The organism is Bacteroides sp. 41_26, from assembly GCF_949740115.1.
In the GTDB taxonomy this organism is placed as follows: Bacteria; Bacteroidota; Bacteroidia; order Bacteroidales; family Bacteroidaceae; genus Bacteroides; species Bacteroides nordii.
Genome location: NZ_CATJGZ010000124.1, coordinates 1 through 21029, shown reverse-complemented (window position 1 = coordinate 21029; position 21029 = coordinate 1). Strand labels below are relative to the sequence as shown.

19 protein-coding genes are annotated in these 21029 nt (G+C 39.7%); 3 read left to right on the top strand and 16 right to left on the bottom strand.

The window, feature by feature from the left end:
- Positions 1-10: 10 nt before the first annotated feature.
- From QX565_RS18545 to QX565_RS18485, 13 genes are all read right to left on the bottom strand, one after another.
- On the bottom strand, positions 11-655 hold the full coding sequence (locus QX565_RS18545; RefSeq protein ID WP_289293886.1) for an ATP-binding cassette domain-containing protein: 645 nt from the start codon (positions 653-655) through the stop codon (positions 11-13).
- Between the two features lie 10 nt (positions 656-665).
- Positions 666-2222 (bottom strand): DUF4836 family protein, encoded by a 1557-nt coding sequence (locus tag QX565_RS18540; protein ID WP_289293885.1) that lies wholly within the window; start codon positions 2220-2222, stop codon positions 666-668.
- A 130-nt stretch (positions 2223-2352) separates the two neighbouring features.
- Positions 2353-3045: a 16S rRNA (uracil(1498)-N(3))-methyltransferase gene (locus tag QX565_RS18535; RefSeq protein WP_289293883.1), complete on the bottom strand. Its 693-nt coding sequence runs from the start codon at positions 3043-3045 to the stop codon at positions 2353-2355.
- An 8-nt stretch (positions 3046-3053) separates the two neighbouring features.
- Complete coding sequence (locus tag QX565_RS18530) at positions 3054-3617, bottom strand: bifunctional nuclease family protein (protein ID WP_289293882.1); 564 nt, start codon at positions 3615-3617, stop codon at positions 3054-3056.
- Between the two features lie 2 nt (positions 3618-3619).
- A complete protein-coding gene (locus QX565_RS18525) occupies positions 3620-4873 on the bottom strand; it encodes a nucleoside permease (RefSeq protein WP_002559541.1) in 1254 nt (417 codons plus the stop codon).
- A gap of 263 nt (positions 4874-5136) precedes the next feature.
- Positions 5137-5682 (bottom strand): hypothetical protein, encoded by a 546-nt coding sequence (locus tag QX565_RS18520; protein WP_122200931.1) that lies wholly within the window; start codon positions 5680-5682, stop codon positions 5137-5139.
- Positions 5683-5742: 60 nt separating this feature from the next.
- A complete protein-coding gene (locus QX565_RS18515) occupies positions 5743-6105 on the bottom strand; it encodes a DUF6984 family protein (protein WP_289293879.1) in 363 nt (120 codons plus the stop codon).
- Between the two features lie 58 nt (positions 6106-6163).
- Positions 6164-6430 (bottom strand): hypothetical protein, encoded by a 267-nt coding sequence (locus QX565_RS18510; RefSeq protein WP_221651544.1) that lies wholly within the window; start codon positions 6428-6430, stop codon positions 6164-6166.
- Positions 6431-6517: 87 nt separating this feature from the next.
- Positions 6518-7024, bottom strand: coding sequence for a hypothetical protein (locus tag QX565_RS18505; protein WP_195448652.1), 507 nt, complete (start codon positions 7022-7024; stop codon positions 6518-6520).
- Positions 7014-7286 carry a JAB-like toxin 1 domain-containing protein gene (locus QX565_RS18500; protein ID WP_289293876.1) on the bottom strand — a complete coding sequence of 91 codons (273 nt, stop codon included), beginning with the start codon at positions 7284-7286 and terminating at the stop codon, positions 7014-7016. The genes QX565_RS18505 and QX565_RS18500 overlap by 11 nt, the downstream gene beginning before the upstream one ends.
- Positions 7287-7862: 576 nt before the next feature.
- Positions 7863-9041 carry a class I SAM-dependent rRNA methyltransferase gene (locus tag QX565_RS18495; protein WP_002559549.1) on the bottom strand — a complete coding sequence of 393 codons (1179 nt, stop codon included), beginning with the start codon at positions 9039-9041 and terminating at the stop codon, positions 7863-7865.
- 44 nt (positions 9042-9085) lie between these two features.
- Complete coding sequence (locus QX565_RS18490; protein ID WP_007484347.1) at positions 9086-9733, bottom strand: 3'-5' exonuclease; 648 nt, start codon at positions 9731-9733, stop codon at positions 9086-9088.
- A 12-nt stretch (positions 9734-9745) separates the two neighbouring features.
- Complete coding sequence (locus tag QX565_RS18485) at positions 9746-10405, bottom strand: DUF5063 domain-containing protein (RefSeq protein WP_002559551.1); 660 nt, start codon at positions 10403-10405, stop codon at positions 9746-9748.
- A gap of 167 nt (positions 10406-10572) precedes the next feature.
- Here QX565_RS18485 and QX565_RS18480 point away from each other — a divergent pair, with 167 nt between their 5' ends.
- The 3 genes from QX565_RS18480 (at position 10573) to trxB (ending at position 14785) form a co-directional block, all read left to right on the top strand.
- The gene (locus QX565_RS18480; protein WP_289293872.1) at positions 10573-13065 is read left to right on the top strand and encodes an FtsK/SpoIIIE family DNA translocase; all 2493 of its coding nucleotides are present in this window, start codon (positions 10573-10575) and stop codon (positions 13063-13065) included.
- Between the two features lie 19 nt (positions 13066-13084).
- Positions 13085-13729: an outer membrane lipoprotein periplasmic chaperone LolA1 gene (lolA1, locus tag QX565_RS18475; RefSeq protein WP_002559553.1), complete on the top strand. Its 645-nt coding sequence runs from the start codon at positions 13085-13087 to the stop codon at positions 13727-13729.
- Positions 13730-13837: 108 nt separating this feature from the next.
- Positions 13838-14785: a thioredoxin-disulfide reductase gene (trxB, locus tag QX565_RS18470; protein ID WP_002559554.1), complete on the top strand. Its 948-nt coding sequence runs from the start codon at positions 13838-13840 to the stop codon at positions 14783-14785.
- 230 nt (positions 14786-15015) lie between these two features.
- Here the strand turns inward: trxB and QX565_RS18465 are convergent, their stop codons facing one another.
- The 3 genes from QX565_RS18465 to QX565_RS18455 form a co-directional block, all read right to left on the bottom strand.
- Positions 15016-17451 carry a beta-N-acetylhexosaminidase gene (locus tag QX565_RS18465; protein ID WP_289293868.1) on the bottom strand — a complete coding sequence of 812 codons (2436 nt, stop codon included), beginning with the start codon at positions 17449-17451 and terminating at the stop codon, positions 15016-15018.
- Between the two features lie 42 nt (positions 17452-17493).
- Positions 17494-18195: a Crp/Fnr family transcriptional regulator gene (locus QX565_RS18460; protein ID WP_002559556.1), complete on the bottom strand. Its 702-nt coding sequence runs from the start codon at positions 18193-18195 to the stop codon at positions 17494-17496.
- A 174-nt stretch (positions 18196-18369) separates the two neighbouring features.
- A complete protein-coding gene (locus tag QX565_RS18455) occupies positions 18370-20559 on the bottom strand; it encodes a glutamine synthetase III family protein (protein WP_289293866.1) in 2190 nt (729 codons plus the stop codon).
- Positions 20560-21029 lie beyond the last annotated feature (470 nt).

The window sequence follows — 21029 nt, the reverse complement described above, 5'->3', positions numbered from 1 at the left end:
GTATGATCTGTTACAAGCGTAATACTTGGTTATAAGGCAATTCAATCTGTTTTCCGATGGAAGTAACAATAACTCCCGCACCTTGTTTTCCGGCTTCTTCCGTTAGCAGGCTACTCATAATTTGTCCATTATAATCGTCCAGATGGCTGATAGGTTCGTCCAAAAAGATGAAGTCAAAAGGCTGGCATAGTGCACGGATAAAAGCAACACGTTGCTGTTGGCCAAAAGATAATTTTCCTGCCTTTATATTAGCTTTGTCGGCAATACCCATTGCATCAAAAAGAGCAAGAATCTCTTTTTTCTTTTTGTATCCGGTCAGATTATTTTTTAATTGAATATTCTCGAATGCTGTGAGTTCGGAGAAGATGCGTAAATCTTGAAAAAGCATACTCAGTGAATGCTTGCGTAGGTTGACCCACTGCTCTACTGTGTATGCCTTGATATTAGTCTCGTCGAAATTTATAATACCTTGATAATCGCTTCGATAGCCATATATATAACTACATAATGATGATTTTCCGGTACCGGAGGCTGCTTCAATCAGGTACATTTCTCCTTTACGGAATATAATGTTCGTATGCCAGATATCCGATGTGATAGAATTACGGTCAGCAAACACTTGGGGAAGTGTTTGCTGCAGATGAATTGTTTCCATGTTCAGAAAATTACATGCCGGCAAACTTCTTGGCGAAGTTTACAATCTGTTTCAGCGAGTTGGTGTCTTTGTCTTTCAAAACGAGGTCTATTTCACTGACACCGTCGCTTACGTTGCTTATTTCCAGATAACTAATTTGTGATGCCAGGTTATAGTACATTTGGTATTCTTCACCTCCGAAGCCTACCATCATTTTTACAATCGGGAGTTCGAGGATAGCATCCATATTAACAACAAAGAAGAAGTTCTTTCCTTTCATATCCGAAGCATAGGCAACGTCTTTTATAGATTTATCAGTTGCTTTGTCAATGTTTTTATAAAGTAATTCATCATTTGTAGCATACATTTGCTTGTCTTTAAGCCCAAAGAAGATATTCATAGCTCTTGACTTGTACACATATTCATTTTCACCCAATTGAACGATATCTTCGCCTTTTTTCAGATTCAGTGCTTTTTTATTATCATAAAGAGCTTTTAGTGCATTTCCGTTTTTTACATCTGCATAAGCTACGAAAGCAGGATCTTTGCCCATAGTTACATTGATCAGTCCGGCAGATATATCACCGTTGAATGAAGCGAACAGGGCTTTCACTTCTTCTGCTTTGGAAATAGATACTGTGTTACGGAATTCTTCATTTTCCTGCAACAGGTTGTACAACTCTTCTCCATTGGCTCCTACGCTCATAAATGCGATGGTTGATGCAGGGAAATATTTAAGGAAAGTATTATTCAGTTTGATCGTTGCCTTCTCCTGTTTTTTCAACATGGCTTTTGCCTCTTCATTCTCTGTATAGTATTCAAAAAGTAGAGCAATCTTTCCTTTCTCAAAGCTAAGACTACCCAGAGCCATTATATCTTTGGGATCTATTTTTATACCGGTTAAACCCAGATTCAGTTGGCGTGCGTATTCTTTAGGAAGTGCTGCTAAAGATGCAAAGAAATTAATATCACCTTTCTGTTTTTGCATTTTTTGAAAACCAGCATTGTTAGCGATACTTTTTTCAGTGGTTTGTTTCATTAGCTCGCTGATCATCTTCTGAGCATTTTCCATTTGTGATGTACTGCCCGTCTGTACCAGCATAGCTGTTGTTTCATTAAAAGCAAAGATGTCACGTTGTCCCATTCGTGTATAACTATAACCATCTGCTGCTTCTATGGGTTGGCAGATTTGCTCTTTCACCATTATGTCCAGTGAAGTATGCAGTTTATCCTGATCCAGCACTTTGGCTACCAGGGCTGTATATGGAAAACTGGTTGCAGTGAATGCATAAACAGGTGCATCCACATCTATTCCTGATTCTTTAGGGTTATTCAAGACTTTTTCTAACTGTTGGAAAGTTGCCGCAGTAGTTCCACTTTTCAGTGCCTCTATCATCTTTTGTTTGGCTGCTTCATTCTCTTTGTCTTTCAGTCCGGATTTATCAGCCAGTGATTTCAAATGGATAGATGCTACAGCCGAAGCGTCAGCAGGTATAACATTTGTGTATTCCGATTTCTTTGAACAAGCTGCCATGAATACCATCAGTACTACCAGCACTGAAAGTCGGGAAATCATTCTTTTTGCCATAACTATTTGTTTTTTAATTGATGTATTTTTTAGTGATAAGTGATAAGTGAGTAGTGAATAGTGAGTAGTGATAAGTGATTAGTACCATTCGGTATGATAGCGCAGCCCGCTAATCACTAATCACTGCTCACTACTCACTATTCACTACCATTGTTGCTACCAGTGCTGCCGTTTCCGTTCGTAGCCGGGATTTACCTAAGCTTATGGGCTGAAAGCCTTTCTCTATTGCTTTGGTTACTTCCTCTTCGCTGAAATCTCCTTCCGGTCCGATAAGTACCAATGCATCTTCTCCTGGTTTCAGAATATTTTTAAGCAGTGGCTTTTCACCTTTATAACAGTGCGCGATGAATTTTTGACCGGTAAACTCCTGGGTGATGAATTTATCAAAATCTGTCATTTCATTGAGCTTCGGCAAGCGTGCTTTGAGTGATTGCTTGATGGCAGATACTACTATCTTTTCAATGCGTTCCATCTTAATGACTTTTCGTTCCGAAAAGCGGCAATTAAGAAAGGTCAATTCGTCAAAACCTATTTCGGTCGCTTTTTCGGCAAACCATTCGTTACGATCCATATTTTTTGTTGGAGCCATGGCTATGTGTAGATGTCCTGACCATAAAGGTTCTTGTGGAATTGTTTCGAGTATCTTTACCAGGCAACGCTTGTTGGTTGCGGCAGTTATTTCCGCACGGTAAAAATTTCCATTACCATCCGTCAAGGTTATTTCATCTCCGGCATTGAGCCGTAAAACACGGACACAATGTTGTGCTTCTTCTTCCGGAAGTTCAAGGTTCTTCTGTATATCGGGAGTATAGAATACGTGCATATTTAAATTTATTTTCTTCTGTTTATTTCATCACGTAACCGGGCTGCCAGTTCATAGTTCTCTTCTTTGATGGCTTGCTCCAACGCTTGTTCAAGTGAATTCATATTGTCGGAATCATTTGTCTCCTCTTCCTGTTGTTCTGTATCCGGCTGATCAGAATCATCCAGGCGGATATATTCTCTTTCAAGAATAGACTCATAAATAAAAATAGGGCAATCAGAACGTACAGCCAGAGCAATGGCGTCCGAGGTTCGTGAATCGATACGAATAATTTCTTCGTCTTTCTGTAGGTAGATATATGAGTAAAAAACACCTTCTTTTGCCTTATAGATAAGCACCCTGAGCATTTTGGTGCCCAAAACGTTCAGGCATGTATAGAATAAATCGTGCGTCAGGGGACGCGGCGCTTTTACTCCTTTCAGGCAGATGGCAGTGGCTTGCGCTTCGGCCGGACCTATAATGATAGGCAGTTGCCGTTCACCTCCCACTTCCCCCAATACCAGAGCGTAGGCACCTACCTGCGCCTGACTATTGGAGATATTTAATACTTGTAATTCTATCTTTTTATCCATTGTCACTTTTTACTTAATTCCTCTGGCTGGTGTTTGTATTTGAATACCAGAGCAAACAATATTCCGATAACTAATGCATAACCTGCGAAGATGAACCAGATGTCGGGCCATTCACGGCTTACCAACATACCGTCGGCATATACCGAGAAGGCATCCACCACAGCACCACTGGCATATCCTCCGATGATCGCTCCCAATCCGTTGGTCATCATAAAGAATAATCCCTGTGCGCTGGCTCTGATAGCAGGCTTAGCTTCTAATTCAACAAACAAAGAGCCCGAAATGTTGAAGAAATCGAATGCCATTCCGTAGACAATCATCGAAAGTATCAGCATCCATAACCCCGAACCCGGATCGCCCAGACCGAAAAGCCCGAAACGGAATACCCAGGCAAACATACTGATAAGCATTACGCGCTTGATGCCGAAATGTCTGAGGAAAAATGGTATGGCAAGAATAAACAGGGTTTCACTCATTTGTGAAATAGAAAGCAGGATGACAGAGTGTTTTACACCGAACGAATCAGCGAATTCCGGTATCGAAGCAAAACTACCTAAGAAGAGATCTCCGTAACTGTTTGTAATTTGTAATGCAGCTCCTAATAACATAGAGAAGAGGAAGAAGATAACCATTTTCTTGCGTTTGAATAATACCAGAGCATCGAGTCCGAAAGCAGAAAGCAGGCTTTTGTTTTCACTTTTGGCAGGCGGACAAGCGGGCAGAGTAAATGAATATAAGCCTAAAATAAGTGCTGCTGCACCACCCACATAGAGTTGTGCACAAGAGGATTTGAATCCGGTGAGATCTACTGCCCACATGGCACAGATAAAACCGATGGTTCCCCATACACGGATAGGCGGGAAGTCTTTGACAATGTCACATTTATATTGTTCGAGAGAGTTGTAAGATACCGTATTAGCTAATGAGAGCGTAGGCATATATACCAACAGATTGAGCAACATAGCCCAATACATATGGTTATAATCAGTGGCTGTGGAGGCATAGAAAAGGCTGGCAGCTCCCAGAATATGTAGTATCCCATATAATCGTTCAGCATTTACCCATTTGTCGGCTATAATACCAGTCAGCCCTGGCATAATGAGAGAGGCTATACCCATTGTGGCAAAGATTGCACCTATTTGCCCTCCTTCAAAATGTAAGACACCACCCATGTAGCCGCCCAATGAAATTAACCACGATCCCCACACGAAGAACTGCAGGAAGTTCATAATAATTAGTCGATACTTGATACTCATATTATTTTTATTTAGTTACGAGTTACAAGCTACAAGTTATTACGAATTGTAACTTGTTGCTATTTTATAATAGCTGCAAATATAATGTTTTTCGCCGATTGTGTACCAAAAGAGTGGAGAAAAGAGCCCCTTGTATAGGGAAATTTGAGAAGAAAAAGAAGTCTGATTATAATTAGATATGCAATTTGATTTTTTTAGTTGTTTGATTCTCTGTGTTTAATTGTTATAGTTTCATACTCTAAAGATATGCTCTTCTAAAATATTTAGAAATTACTAATTAATTCCCCGATAAGCTTCTGTTGTTCTTTTGTAAATGGTAGCAACTTGCGGAACTTTCTTGATCTTTGAGCATTTTTGTATGCAGTCATTGTTGATATATTAAATTCTAATTTCTTATTATGGCTTTTATCATATAATACAAAGTAGTAATAAATAGCGAAGTATTTGTCGGATTGAATATTATATGTTACTTTATCATGTTTTGTCCATGCAAATAAAGAACTTAACCGCTTGTCTGCCAAATCAAATTTATAGGTGTTTTGAATTCCTTTGCCTTTTTCTCCTTGATATACTTCAAAAAAAGAATCTCCTTCTTTGATAATGAGAAAAAGAGACTGGCCGATAAAATAACCGCCATAAGCATAACCGGTTAAAGTCTTTTCCAAATTATTATCGGTGATAATTTCTTTAATAATTCTCCTACTAGCCTTATATTCATCATAAATATTAATAGTCTGGGCATTAGCTAACCCAAACGACCAGATTGAAACTACTAAATATATCAATAAAGTGTTTAAAAGTAACTTCATATGGTGATTTTATTTAAACCCCGTTATGCTTGCCTCAATGCAAATAGACTCTTACTCTGATTATTTATTTGAATATTCTACATCCTCAAAATGAGTAGGAATATTTATTAATTTGCTAAAATCAACCTTCCACATATCCAATTCGTAAAGTTTGTCATCTTCATCTAAATATAATGAAGCTACGACCAATACTCCATCGGTATCCCTAAATTGGCATTCACTAACTTGCGAACCAAAATGTCGTACTTTATTGAGTGTATCACAAGGAAATAAAGCCAAACTTCCTATTCCTCCGTCTTCTAAAGAGGCCACTAATAAACCATTTTTCCAATCGGGAGAAATAGTTTTAATTGATCGATATACCAATTCTTCTAAAAGAATTTCTTCTTCTATATTTAATTTTCTGATATTATTTAACTTCATGTATTGTGTTTATAATAGATATGTTGTATCCCTTTTTCTACTTGTATTGGAATGAATACTACTTTTGATTTTGACATATTTCTATCAATTTATCACAAATATTTTGCACCTCTTCAAAATGTTTTTGATTGTATTGGTCGTAACTTAAACCCATATAATCAACAAGCATTTTTCCCAGATGATTTATTAGCTTTTGACGGTCTTGAGCATAATGGATAATCATAGGGATATATTCCTTATATTCATCCATAGCCATTTCTTCTCCAACTCCAATAGGGTCCCACTTTGTTAAAATATCATTTATTATGTTTGTAAGTTCATTCATAATATGAGTACTTTGTTACATTTGCTTCTTCTCCTGTATATGTATTACTTATTCCATACCCATTTTTAATAATGTGTGCCGTGTTTGTTAATAGCAATCACAATCATTACCTTTGAACTCAATATTTCCAGTTTGGGTATGATATATTAAAGTCCAAAAAGGGGGATCGTAGAAAGCAGGAATAGGGTCTTTGTAAGAAATTTTTTTTGGGATTTTAGTTTCCAATATAATATCAGGGGGTATTTCGCCACCTAACCAGTAAAAAAAATCGTTACACTCAAAAAAAACTATAGATTTCTTTGCGGGTATATCCCAAAGGCTCAAACAAATAGAATAATTTGTACTATCTTCCATTTCAAAAATTACATGGAAATTTTTCGACTCTCTACTTTTCTCTACTCCACACCCTTCTTTTTCAAATATTACAGCATTTAAATTAGTAATAAAAGTACTGTCAATTTGCAATTCAGGTAATGCGAATGTATGAGTTTTTTGTGTCATATCGGGAGGGGTAAACCTTTCGTTTTTTTGTGCTTGAATTACGGTTACACCTCCAATGAGTAAAAATAACAAAATCTTTTTTTTAACGTCCATATTGACTCCTTATTGAATTAGGTCCAAATTTGATATATGATTTCTTGCCAGGTAGATAAATATTAAATACTGGCCTGCTTAATCCGCCTGCTTGACGATGATTAGTTATTGAACGAGAAAAAGCAACATCTCCCCATGTACCTATTCCTGCTCCGGAATGAACAAAAGAACTAGATGGATATGTTGTATTGCCAGAATGACTATGATTTAATTCTCTAACTGTATATCCGGAGTATAGTTGTCCGGAATATAAATTATTCATTCCATTTTCCCTGTCTATTTTCAAGTCTATTGATCCTCTAAATTATACTTGTCACAAATAAACCTTGCCATATTATTCCAATACAAAATATATGTTCATAACAAAAATATAAAAAATATTTAAGAAACAATCATTATTGTATCATATATTTTGACCATAATTACTTTTTGTTTGCGCGGAAAATCCACTTTGATGTTTCTTAACCAATTAAGGCCGATAGATATGACTGTTAAAAGAAATTCGTTGTATAATGTATCACGTGTAGGTCTATTTTGAACTACATATCCACTTATGTAAGAAAAGTTATTCTTTTGGATTAATATCAGAAACTTGTTTGGACTAAAATTACTTGATATTTGATTGGTAGTTGTTGTATTGTTTTTGTGTATGGTATATAAAAAAAGAAGGCTATCTATCCCAGACAGCCAATCTTTATTAACCTTAAATCTAATACCATGAAAAACACAGTGCAAAGATAAAGGGATTTATGTTATAAAACATAATGATTTGCTATAAAACCGCTATTTATTAACATTGTTTAGCTTTGATGATTCCTTAATTATGCTACATGGTAGATTATTCTACATACAAAACTAATCCTTTGAGATATTCCCCTTCCGGATGGTAGATGTTTACCGGATGATCTGCAGGTTGGGTTAATTGGTGTAAAATGCGAACACTACGCCCTGATGTAGCAGCGGCAGTAAATACAGCCGTACGGAAATTATCTTTTGTCACTACCTGCGAACAAGAGAATGTAAATAAGATACCACCCGGTTTGATTTTCTCAAAAGCTTTGGCGTTCAGTTTACGGTATCCTTGCAGAGCATTGCGCAATGCATCTTTATGTTTGGCAAAAGCAGGAGGATCGAGAATTATCAGATCATACTGATCGCCCATGCGGTCGAGGTATTTGAAAGCATCTTCTGCGTAAGCTTCATGACGTGGATCTCCGGGGAAATTTAATTCTACATTCTTGTTGGTGAGATCTATTGCTTTAGCAGAACTGTCTACCGAATGAACTTGTTTGGCACCACCGCGCATCGCATAAAAAGAGAATCCCCCTGTGTAACAGAACATATTCAGCACAGAACGATCTTTTGAATAACGTTCCAGCAGAGCACGGTTCTCGCGTTGGTCCACAAAAAAACCTGTTTTTTGTCCTTTTAGCCAGTCTACATGGAATTTTAGTCCATATTCACGGGCTATGTTATCACTGCTTCCTCCTTTCAGGAATCCATTTTCCGGGAAAAGATCGGCTTTGAAAGGGAGGGTAGTTTCCGATTTATAATAGATGTTTTCTATTTTACCTTCCATAACCTCAGACAAAGCTTCGGCGATAGCCATGCGGTCAACGTGCATACCGGCAGAATGTGCCTGCATGACAGCTGTTTTAGCATATATATCAATGACCAGGCCAGGCAGATTGTCACCCTCACCATGTACCAGACGATAGGTGTCGTTGGTGGGATTGGTGGCGATACCGATACTACGGCGCATGTCATAAGCTATCTCCAGTTTGCGTTTCCAGAAATCGTGATTGATAGGTTCTTGTTTGAAGGAGAGTACACGTATGGCAATACTACCTATCTGGAAGTGTCCTTCGGCAATGAATTCTTTCTTGGAGGTATATACTTCCACAACTTCACCCTCTTCCGGTTCACCGTCGAAACGGGCGATAGCGCCTGAAAATATCCAGGGATGAAAACGTTTTAGTGATTCTTCTTTACCGGGTTTGAGATATACTTTGTACATGAAAATATAGGGATTTACAATTTACAATTTTACGATTTACAATTTTAGAGAGGGCGGGTTCCCTGTTCGTCTTCTATAGCTACGGGAGTTTCTTCTATTTCAAAGTTGCCGGTATGCTTCAGCTCTTCCAATAAATTATAGATGTGAAGGCATGCCCAGGCATCTGTTGCCGCATATTGTTTTTGGGCATCTGTTAATACATCCGCTTCCCAATTGGAAAGACGTTGTGATTTTGATATTTTTTCTTTAAATAAGATGCCGTATATTTTTTGCAGACTTTTGTCCAATATGCCGAAAGGACGTACATAATCCTGTAATTCCACACAACCCTGTTGGGTGAATGGTGCACGTTTATGCAGCATCATAAAGTCATCACGCAGTGACAAACCAACTTTTATTACTTCCGGATTTTCCAGCAATCCAATCAGTGACGGAGTAAGCCCCGTCATGTTCAGGCGGAATAGGAAACAGCATTCGTTGGAGGATATTTGTAATAGTGCAACTTTATGAGATTGTCCTTTAGTGAAAGACGGACGGGTCTCACTATCAATGCCCAATACGGACTGGGCTTGTAGATATGCCACTGCCTTGTCTGCTTCTTTCTCGCTTTGAATCACGTGTATCGGTCCTTCAAAAACGGCTTTAGGCAATTCTTTTATTTCTTCCTTACTTATTGTTCTTTTTATGATCATTTTCTTCTTCTCTTATTCGTTGTCATGGCAATGACAGCCATGGTCGTGACAATGACAATCGTCATCCTCTCCACAATGGCAATCTTCATCATCGCAGTGGCAATCATCATTCCCAGGTTCATACTCACCTTCTTCAACTTCTTCTTCCTCCTCTGGCTCCTGGTTATACTTCACATCATGGAGTGCCCGCAAAGTATTTACCAGTTTTTGTCCCCATAGAAGTCCAAAGTTTTCCTGGCAGATGGCAAGGGAGTCGTTCATCGTTTCGTTCAGTCCGAGCTGGAATACAAATATAAAGTCCCGGATGTCCTGATAAATATCAGCAAGGTCTTCCGATATATTTTTCTTAATGGGCTGATCACTGTAGGCCATGTCCGGTAGGAAAACTTCAAGATAATCATCCTTTTCGGCCATGATGTCAGCCAGGTTAATACGCAACACTTCGTACATTTCCTCCGTAACATAAGTTTCGGGTGCTTCATCACCTATCACTTCACACTTAGGAAGCATGGATGCTTTGAGATAAAGCAGAGGGAGTATTTTTAGTGTTGTATCAACAAATGTCTTACGCTTCATGTTCTCGGAACGTTCGAGAAAAGCACAGAATTCTGCGGCTACCGTAACGAATTCTATTACATTTTTATCAAATATTACCAGACTTTCTTTTTTCATATCTGCTTGAATTGAAACGCAAAGGTAAGAAAAAGGATTGAAAGAGTGAGAGGATTAGTAAGAGATTCTTTTTGATGGGTAATAACTTTAAAGGCAACAGTTAGGAAGAAAATTGTTTTTTTACTACTTTTGCGCTTTAGTATTATATAAGGTATAAAAGACGCAATATGGCAAAAAAGAAATCAGATAAAGAGGCAGAACCAAAGGTGCCTTCTACTAATAAGTTCATAGCATTTCTCAAAAATGAAACCATCCACTTTGTTCTTGGTTTGGTGTTGGTGATATTTTCCGTTTATTTATTGTTGGCTTTCTCTTCCTTCTTTTTTACGGGAGCAGCAGATCAGAGTATTATTGATAGCGGAAATCCACATGATCTGTCAACCGTGAACAATCATGTGAAGAACTATGCCGGTTCGCGGGGAGCACAATTGGCCAGTTATCTTATAAATGATTGCTTCGGGATTTCGTCATTCTTTATTCTTATCTTCCTGGCTGTGGCAGGATTAAAACTGATGCGCGTGCGGATTGTGCGTTTGTGGAAATGGTTTATTGGATGTGCATTGCTGCTTGTATGGTTTTCTGTATTCTTTGGCTTTGCCTTTATGGATAGCTATCAGGACTCATTCATTTATTTGGGAGGACGTCACGGATATAATGTAGCCAATTGGCTGACTTCACAGGTGGGACAACCTGGTGTTTGGATGATTTTGCTTGTGACGGCGATCTGTTTCCTTATTTATATCAGTGCCCGTACAGTCATATGGTTGCGTAAACTTTTTAGCCTTAGCTTCTTGAAACGTAGTCGTAAAGAGGGAAGAGAAGAGCAGGAAGAAGGTCCTGCAGCAGAACAGGTAAAGCCTGAATTTGCCAATCCGAAACCCCACGAAGTAGAGTTTTCTATGGATCGGACTTTCCGGCAGACACCAGCTCCTAAAGAGGTTAAAACGGAGCCTGAAAAGAAAGAGCCGGAATTTGTTATACCGGCAGAAATCAATGAGGATCCATCGAAAGAGGAGGAGGGAGTGACAATGACTTTTGAACAGACTACCCCCGATCCGGTTCCTGTTGTGAATGAATTGACTGATAAAGAACCTGCTTTTGAAGTTGAGGCTGCTGCTGACGATGATGAAGATTATCAGGGAAAAGAAACTGAACCTTATAATCCGAAACTTGATCTTGAAAATTATCGTTTTCCTGGCATTGAGCTAATGAGGCATTTTGAGAACAATGAGCCTACCATTAATATGGAGGAGCAGAATGCTAATAAGGATAAGATAATCAATACATTGAGAAGTTTTGGTATCGAGATCAGTACGATTAAGGCAACTGTAGGACCTACTGTAACTCTTTATGAAATAACTCCTGAACAGGGAGTACGTATTTCGAAGATCCGTGGACTGGAAGATGATATTGCATTGAGCCTTTCGGCATTGGGAATTCGTATTATTGCTCCGATTCCCGGAAAGGGAACAATCGGTATTGAAGTACCGAACTCTAACCCTAAAATCGTTTCGGGACAAAGTATTATCGGTAGTAAGAAATTTCAGGAGTCTACCTATGATTTGCCGATTGCATTTGGTAAGACAATCACAAATGAAGTGTTTATGGTAGACCTTTGTAAAATGCCGCACGTGTTGGTAGCAGGTGCTACCGGACAAGGTAAATCTGTGGGACTGAATGCAATCATTACTTCTTTGTTGTATAAGAAACATCCGGCAGAACTGAAGTTTGTACTTGTCGATCCGAAGAAAGTAGAGTTTAGTATTTATTCGGTTATAGAGCATCATTTCCTTGCCAAGTTGCCCGATGGAGGCGATGCCATTATTACGGATGTGACGAAGGTTGTGCAGACACTTAATTCTGTCTGTGTGGAGATGGATACCCGTTATGATTTGTTGAAGATGGCGCATGTACGCAATATAAAGGAGTATAACGAGAAATTTGTCAATCGCCGTCTGAACCCTGAAAAGGGACATAAGTTTATGCCTTATATTGTGGTAGTTATTGATGAGTTTGGTGATTTGATAATGACTGCCGGAAAAGAGATAGAATTACCTATTGCCCGTATTGCCCAGCTGGCACGTGCGGTAGGTATCCATATGATTATTGCCACACAGCGTCCTACAACAAACATTATTACAGGTACGATCAAGGCGAACTTCCCGGCGCGTGTTGCTTTCCGCGTTTCGGCAATGATGGATTCGCGTACAATTCTTGACCGTCCGGGAGCCAATCAGCTGATAGGACGCGGAGATATGCTTTTCTTACAGGGAGCAGATCCGGTGCGCGTACAGTGTGCATTTATTGATACGCCGGAGGTGGAGGAGATCACTAAGTTTATTGCAAAACAGCAAGGATATCCGACTGCCTTTTTCTTGCCCGAATATGTGAGTGAAGATGGAGGTAGTGACCTGGGAGATGTGGATATGGGGCGTCTTGATCCGCTGTTTGAAGAAGCAGCCCGGTTGATCGTTATTCACCAGCAGGGTTCTACTTCTCTGATTCAGCGTAAATTCTCTATTGGATATAATCGTGCAGGGCGTATTATGGACCAATTGGAAAAAGCCGGAATCGTTGGCCCAACCCAGGGAAGTAAGGCACGCGACGTTTTGTGTATGGATGAAAATGACCTCGAAATGAGATTGAACAATTTACAATAAACAAGCGTTAATAAGACAAATGAAGAAGTACATTTTTAACATTTTGATAGCTTTACTTACTACTTTGCCTGTACTTGCCCAAAAACAAGCGCAGGCAAAACTTGTGCTTGATAAAACGGCTGCCGCTTTTGAAAAAGCAGGTGGAGTAAAAGCTGATTTTAGTGTACAGGCTTTTAATAAAGGGCATTCTGTAGGAACGGCTACCGGAACCATTGAGCTGAAAGGAGAGAAGTTTTTTCTGAAAACGGCTGAGACGGTTTCATGGTTTGACGGAAAAACGCAGTGGAGTTATCTTACTCAAAATGATGAGGTAAATATTAGTACTCCTACTGAAGCAGAATTACAGGGCTTGAATCCGTATGCATTGCTCTATCTTTATAAGAAAGGGTTTGATTATGAATTAGGGAAAGTGGCAGATTTTCATGGGAAACAGGTGTATGAGGTGATCCTCACTGCAACAGATAAAAAACAGGACTTGTCCCGTATCGTACTTTATGTAGTAAAAAGTACCTATCAGCCTGTTTATATAAAAGTGGAACAACGTGATGGTAGCCGGAGTGAGATAACCATTACCAGATATCAAACAGGCTTGAAACTGTCCGACTCTGTTTTTGTCTTTAATAAACAACAATACCCTACTGCCGAAATCATAGATTTAAGATAAACAGTAGATTTTTTTAATCGTAAATAGTAAATAAGTAAATCGTAAACGTACCTATGTGATGAAGATAAAATAATAGTCATGACCATAGGGAATAAATAATAAAATAGAATGGTGGAAACAGAAAAAGTAAGATGCCTGATTATTGGTTCAGGTCCTGCCGGGTATACGGCAGCGATATATGCGGGGCGTGCAAACTTATCCCCCGTGCTTTATGAAGGAATACAACCTGGTGGACAGTTGACAACCACCACAGATGTGGAGAACTTTCCCGGATATCCGCAAGGTATCAGTGGTCCGCAACTGATGGAAGATTTGCGCACGCAAGCCGAACGCTTCGGTGCAGATATCCGTTTCGGTATTGCTACTGCTTCGGATTTGAGCAAGGCACCCTATAAAATTACCATTGACGGAGAGAAGGAGATTGAGGCGGAAACATTGATTATAGCAACCGGTGCTACGGCAAAATATCTGGGTCTGGAAGATGAAAAGAAATATGCCGGAATGGGTGTAAGCGCTTGTGCTACTTGCGACGGGTTCTTTTATCGTAAGAAAGTGGTGGCTGTTGTTGGTGGGGGTGATACGGCTTGTGAAGAAGCTGTTTACCTTGCCGGATTGGCTTCAAAAGTATACCTTATTGTTCGTAAACCTTATCTGCGTGCATCAAAAATCATGCAGGAGCGTGTGTTGAACCATGATAAGATAGAGGTGTTATTTGAACATAATGCTGTTGGCCTGTTCGGTGAGAATGGGGTAGAAGGTGTAAGCCTTGTAAAGCGTTGGGGTGAACCGGATGAAGAACGTTATACATTGTCCATAGATGGATTTTTCCTGGCTATCGGTCATAAGCCGAATTCTGATATCTTCAAACCCTATCTTGAAACGGATGAAGTAGGCTATATCATTACGGAGGGGGATACTCCCCGTACAAAGGTACCGGGGGTTTTTGCTGCCGGTGATGTTGCCGATCCGCATTACCGTCAGGCAATTACTGCTGCAGGAAGTGGTTGTAAAGCCGCTATTGAGGCAGAGCGTTATTTGTCTGAAAAAGGACTTTAATAATAAATCCATCATGTATAAAAAAAGCGGATTGTACTGTTACAGTGCAATCCGTTTTTTATTGATAACCAGAGTCAAAAAATGAATGTAAGTTTTCCCACAATGTAAAAATGTACATTCTTGTATGGTAAAGGTGTACATTCTTGTTATATAAGAATGTACATTCCTGTCATACAAAAGTGTACATTCTTATAACTTCTGATTATCAGTTGGTTATGTCGCTTTTCTTCTTAATAAATCTCTATTTCGTCAAGATACAGATTTGCCTGTATGATGTCTTCCGGAGTGTCTTTTCTGCAATCAATACCGTTACGTAAGGTACCTCCATTTTGGATTTTTACTTTTACATAAGTGGCTTCAACAGGATCGAAGGAGATAGAATCAGTATACGCTTTTCTTCCTTTATCCGGAAATTGACGAGTAAATGTCTCTTCTGCAACTTGCCGGTATTCTTTACCATCGGCTGAGATTTCTACCGTAGCAGCACCTGCCGGTAAAATGCGATAGGCCGGGTTAAATAATGAACCAAATACTACCTGACTGATTTGAGTCGGTTTATCGAGTTGTACAATGAATTCTACTTCTTTACGTTTTTCATTCATGGAGAAATTTGTCCATGGAGTATAAGATGCGTTATTTCCACGCTTGCCATTTGTTAGTCCGAAGGTGGTTTTGTCTGCACCGAATAAATCGTTTTCTCCGAAAATATCTCCCTTCATCCATCCTAAAGCAGGATTCACTACAAAGCTTTTTCCGCTAATCAGATTACCATAAAGAGGCTTGTGGCGGATTTTACCCAGCATTTTACCATTTTTGAATGCAGCAGCTTTCAGGTTTATATTTCCTTGAAGTGCGAAAGGGGCTGTGTAAAGCGTTGATTTAATATTCGGTTCACTTCCGTCTGTGGTGTATCGGATTTCAGCATCCGGGTAATAACATTCCAATATCACGTTTAATGTATCGTTATCTACGTGTGTATTGACATTTACATCAAAAAAGTTACGGCACGCTTTGACGTTCAGCATGTCCAGGCGCTCAAACTCTTCAGCCATACGCTTACAGAAATTTTTCCAGTCTTTGTTCTGGTCCAGTGTCCATCCTGTTTCTGAAATAGCTACTGCTTTGGGGAATATCTGATAATCGCGACGATCATTATTTTGCATATATTCTGTCCAGGCATTTCCCTGTACGCCAATAATATGCTTCTTTACCAGTTCATCGGCATCATCTGCCACTGGGTTGTAAGTATAGGTCATTTTCAGCGTGACATATCCGCCGATAGTAACCGGTGCAGTTTCCGGGTCTTCCTGATAATAATCTACGTACATATAAGGACTGGGAGTCATGATGGCATTGTGTCCCAGTTTAGCGGCATTCATACCTCCGTCTACACCTCTCCATGACATGACAGTGGCATTAGGTGCCAATCCTCCTTCGAGAATTTCATCCCAACCAATGATATTACGTCCTTTGCTATTGATATATTTTTCCATACGCGTGACGAAATAGCTTTGCAGCTTTTCTTCTTTTGTATGTAGTTTGCCATCCGCGGGGTTAGGAGTTGTATCATCTTTCAATCCCAACTTTTGGATAAGTCCCTGGCAGTGCGCACAGTTTTTCCATGCTGTCTTAGGGCATTCATCACCTCCTACATGTATGTATGCACTCGGAAATAGCTCAATAACTTCGTCAAGGACTCCTTCCAGAAACTTGAAGGTTTCTTCTTTCGGACAGTATACCTGGTCAAATATTCCCCATGTTCCGGTTACATCGTAAGTGGTGTCGGGTGTGCACGAAAGCTCAGGATAAGAGGCAATGGCGGCAATGGCATGTCCCGGCATCTCAATTTCAGGAATAACCGTAATGTATTTGCTGGCTGCATAAGCCACTACGTCTTTAATTTGTTCCTGAGTGTAATAACCTCCAACTTCTTTTCCATCAAATATTTGCGGATAGTTGGTAAAGTAATAATCTATAAGTGTCTCTTTCCGCTTAGAACCGATTTCCATCAGCTTGGGGAATTTTTTTATTTCAATTCTCCACCCCTGGTCGTCTGTCAGGTGCCAGTGAAAAGTGTTCATTTTGTGCATGGCAAGCATATCAATGAACTTGTATACGTATTCTATGGGAGAGAAGTTACGGCAAACATCGAGCATCATTCCACGATATGCAAAACGGGGAGCATCTTCTATTTCTACAGCAGGTATTGACCAGTCAGCGCGTTTATTGTGCTCTTTTCCATAAACAGCCGGAGGTAGAAGCTGGTAGAGTGTTTGTACACCGTAGAAGAAACCGTTGGGTTGTGATGCGGTAATTGTAATGTAAGTTGGAGTGACAGATAATTTATACCCTTCCTGAGGCATGCCTTCTTGTGTTATAAAAGTAATGGAAGGATTACCGGCGTGCTCCTTGTCCGTCCGTTCTAGCGACAATCCGGAGGTTGTTGCCAAGCGGCCGATGAGACTGTCTGCAATGTTTTGTACCTCCGGTGTACAACCGGCTGTAATAACTTTGACTTTTTTGTTTAACTCAAAACGTCCTTGTTGGGGCGTCATTTGGTTAGGCAACGGAACGAGATTGTACTCGTTCACTGTTTCTTTTGAATCTTTACATCCGGGGGTGATGAATAGCAGAGACAAAAGAAAGAAGGAAATTCCTTTTTTCATGGTACGAAATGTGTGTTAAGTTATATAATTGAGATAAAAAAATTATCCAATTTTGCTGATCTTCTTCAGCTTTTCTTCATCTATTATTTTTATTTTTCTTCCGTCAATGGTGATAAGGCGCTCGGTTGCAAAGTTTGATAACGTACGGATGGCATTAGAAGTGGTCATATTAGAAAGATTGGCTAAGTCTTCGCGAGACAGATAGATACTTAGGGTAGAACCATCTTCTTCAAGTCCATAGCTTTCTTTAAGGAATATGAGAGACTCCGCCAATCGCCCGCGAATGTGTTTTTGTGTCAGATTGACAGTTCGTTCATCTGCAATGCCAAGGTCAATGGACAATTGGCGAATGAAGAACATGGCAAGATCATTGTTTTGGGTTACCAACGTCATAATAGCACTCATAGGTATCAGTCCAATAAGGGACGGTTCGAAAGCTGCTGCAGCTGTAACAAAATCTTCTTTGGCAAAGAAAGCACGGTATGCAAAATATTCGGTGGGTTTGATCATACGTATGATCTGGCTGCGGCCTCCGACTCCTTCTTTGAATATTTTTACTTTTCCACTGAGGAGGCACATTAAATGTGTAGGTGTTTCACCTTCACAGTAGATGACTTCGTTCTTTTTGTAATTTTGTAGAGTAAAATTGTTCGCCAGGAACTCTCTTTGTTCATTGTTCAAGGGAGCCCACATATCGGATAATTTATCCGAGATATCTATGTCTGACAAGTTTATCTTTACCATGAGTGCTGCAAAACTGTGTTATAAAGCACAAATGTAGAAAGAAAAAATGAGAAAAAGAATAAAAGATAAAAATAATGTGCTAATATAATAATATGTCAATTTGCCAATATGCCAATTGCTCTTTAGTATGATAGTGCAGTTTATTAGCATATTGGCGAATTAACACATTATTATTTATTTCGTGAACAGCAATTCCCGGTATTTAGGTAATGGCCATATTTCGTCATCAATTTCCATTTCCAGATGGTCGATGTGATCACGGATACTTTCCAGATAGGGGCGTACGGTTTCTTCATAAGCGAAAGCCTTCTCCTGAAAGTTTTCTTTGTGATTGGCCACTTTACGGGCTTCAGTCATATCTTTAACCAAAACTTTGATTGCAGTAACCCGGCGGGAAATTTCTTTGATCAGTTCTTTCCGGTCGGCACTCATTACTTCGTACTCTTCGGGAGAGAATATTTCTTTCATACCCAGTAAGTTTTCTAACAAACGATTCTGGTAACTTACGGCGATAGGTACAATATGGTTTATTGCGAGATCTCCTAATACACGACTTTCTATTTGTACTTTCATCGTGTATTTTTCTAATTCCACTTCAAGACGGCAGGCAAGTTCTGTTTCGTTAAAAATGCGTTCGCCTATCAATACGGATTTAGATTGATTGTCTACGTAGTGCATCAATGCTTCCGGAACGTGGCAGATATTGGTTAATCCGCGGCGGGCGGCTTCTTGTTTCCATTCTTCCGAATAACCGTCACCTTCAAAACGGATGGGTTCTGAAGCAATGATTGTTTCTTTTAGCAGGCGGAAGATTGCTTCGTCTTTACCGATACCTTCTTCCATTAACTTTTCAACAGAAGCACGAAATTCGTTAAGCTGGTTAGCCATAGCTGCATTGATAGCAATCATGGCAGCAGCACAGTTGGAAGATGATCCGGCAGCACGGAACTCAAAGCGGTTTCCGGTGAAAGCAAATGGAGATGTGCGGTTTCTGTCAGTAGTATCCAGTAAAATTTCGGGGATGCGTCCGATACCGAGTTTAAGCGTTGTTTTTTCTTCCGGTGTCATTTTGCTACTCCCCACCTGGCGCACGATTTCGTCTAATGTAGAGGAGAGTTGTCTGCCTAAGAAGATGGATAATATGGCAGGTGGGGCTTCATTGGCTCCCAATCGGTGACTGTTACCGGCACTCATAATAGAGGCACGCAGCAAGTCCTGGTTTTTGTAAACCATCATTAATACGTTGACCAGGAAGGTAAGGAAAAGCATATTGCCTTTCGGATTCTTGCCCGGAGCAAAAAGATTGATACCGGTATCTGTACAGAGTGACCAGTTGTTATGTTTGCCCGAACCATTGACACCGCTATACGGTTTCTCATGTAGCAATACTGCAAAGTGATGTTTACGGGCAATGCGCTTCATCAGGTCCATGACCAATTGATTGTGGTCATTGGCCAGGTTGGCATTCTCAAAGATGGGAGCAAGCTCAAACTGGTTAGGGGCAACCTCGTTGTGCCGGGTTTTTGCAGGTATGCCCAGTTTATGGCATTCTATCTCCAACTCTTTCATGAAAGCGGTAACACGGGGGGGGATAGAACCAAAATAATGATCTTCCAATTGCTGGTCTTTAGCCGATGAATGTCCCATTAAAGTCCGTCCTGTCAGGCATAAGTCGGGACGGGCATTATATAAAGAGGAGTCAACAAGGAAATATTCCTGTTCCCAACCCAGGTTAGTAAATACACGGGTTATATTTTTGTCGAATAGCTGGCAAACTTCTGTTGCGGCTTTATCTACTGCTGCGAGTGCTTTGAGCAGTGGAGTCTTATAATCCAATGCTTCACCTGTATATGAGATGAAAATAGTGGGAATACAGAGAGTAGTATCTACTACAAAAGCTGGAGAAGAAACGTCCCAGGCTGTATATCCGCGCGCCTCAAATGTATTACGTATTCCTCCGTTAGGAAAAGAAGAGGCATCAGGTTCTTGCTGAATAAGCAACTTGCCGGAAAAACGTTCTATGACTCCGCCATCTTCACTGAATTCGATGAAGCCGTCATGTTTTTCGGCTGTACCATCAGTCAGTGGCTGAAACCAATGGGTGTAGTGAGTCACATTCAGTGATTTTGCCCAACTTTTCATACCATTAGCGATAAGGTCAGCCATTTCGCGATTGATGGGAGTACCTTTTTCAATGGCATCCATTACAGCTTTGTAGGCTTCTTTAGGAAGATATTCCTGCATCTTCTTACGGTCGAATACGTGGGAGCCATAATAATCGGACAATTTGTTGGAAGGAGGAGTAATTTCCAAAGGACATCTGCTGGAAAGTTCCTGTAAAGCTAGAAATCTCATTTTTGACATAATAGTGTCTCTTTTATCAGTTGTTGGGCACAAAATTATATGTTTTTTCTGAAAGTACCCCTATCTTTTAGGGGGTAATTTTGGAAATACTGCTATTTTTTCAGAAGACACCCCTGTCTGAAGAGACTGTTTTTTTATATATCTATATGTTACCGCGCATTGTATCTTTTTAAATTGATTCATTATTCTATAACTTTCTTATTAATAGAATATAGTGTTTGTAATAAATTATAAATATAAAATGGGTAGAAGATAAATGAAAAATAGAGTTTTAGAAAATGAAAAAGTAATACAATGTGTGCGTTTTGTAACTGGTTGTATATCAGTTTGTTAAATTGTATGTTTTTTTGTCTACGAGAAACGGGTCGATCCTCTACCATTATCTTTGCCATGGAAAACATAGTTCTTTATGAACGTTAATAAGAATAAATTTCTTAATATTGTCTCGTAAACAAGAAAGCCTCCATATG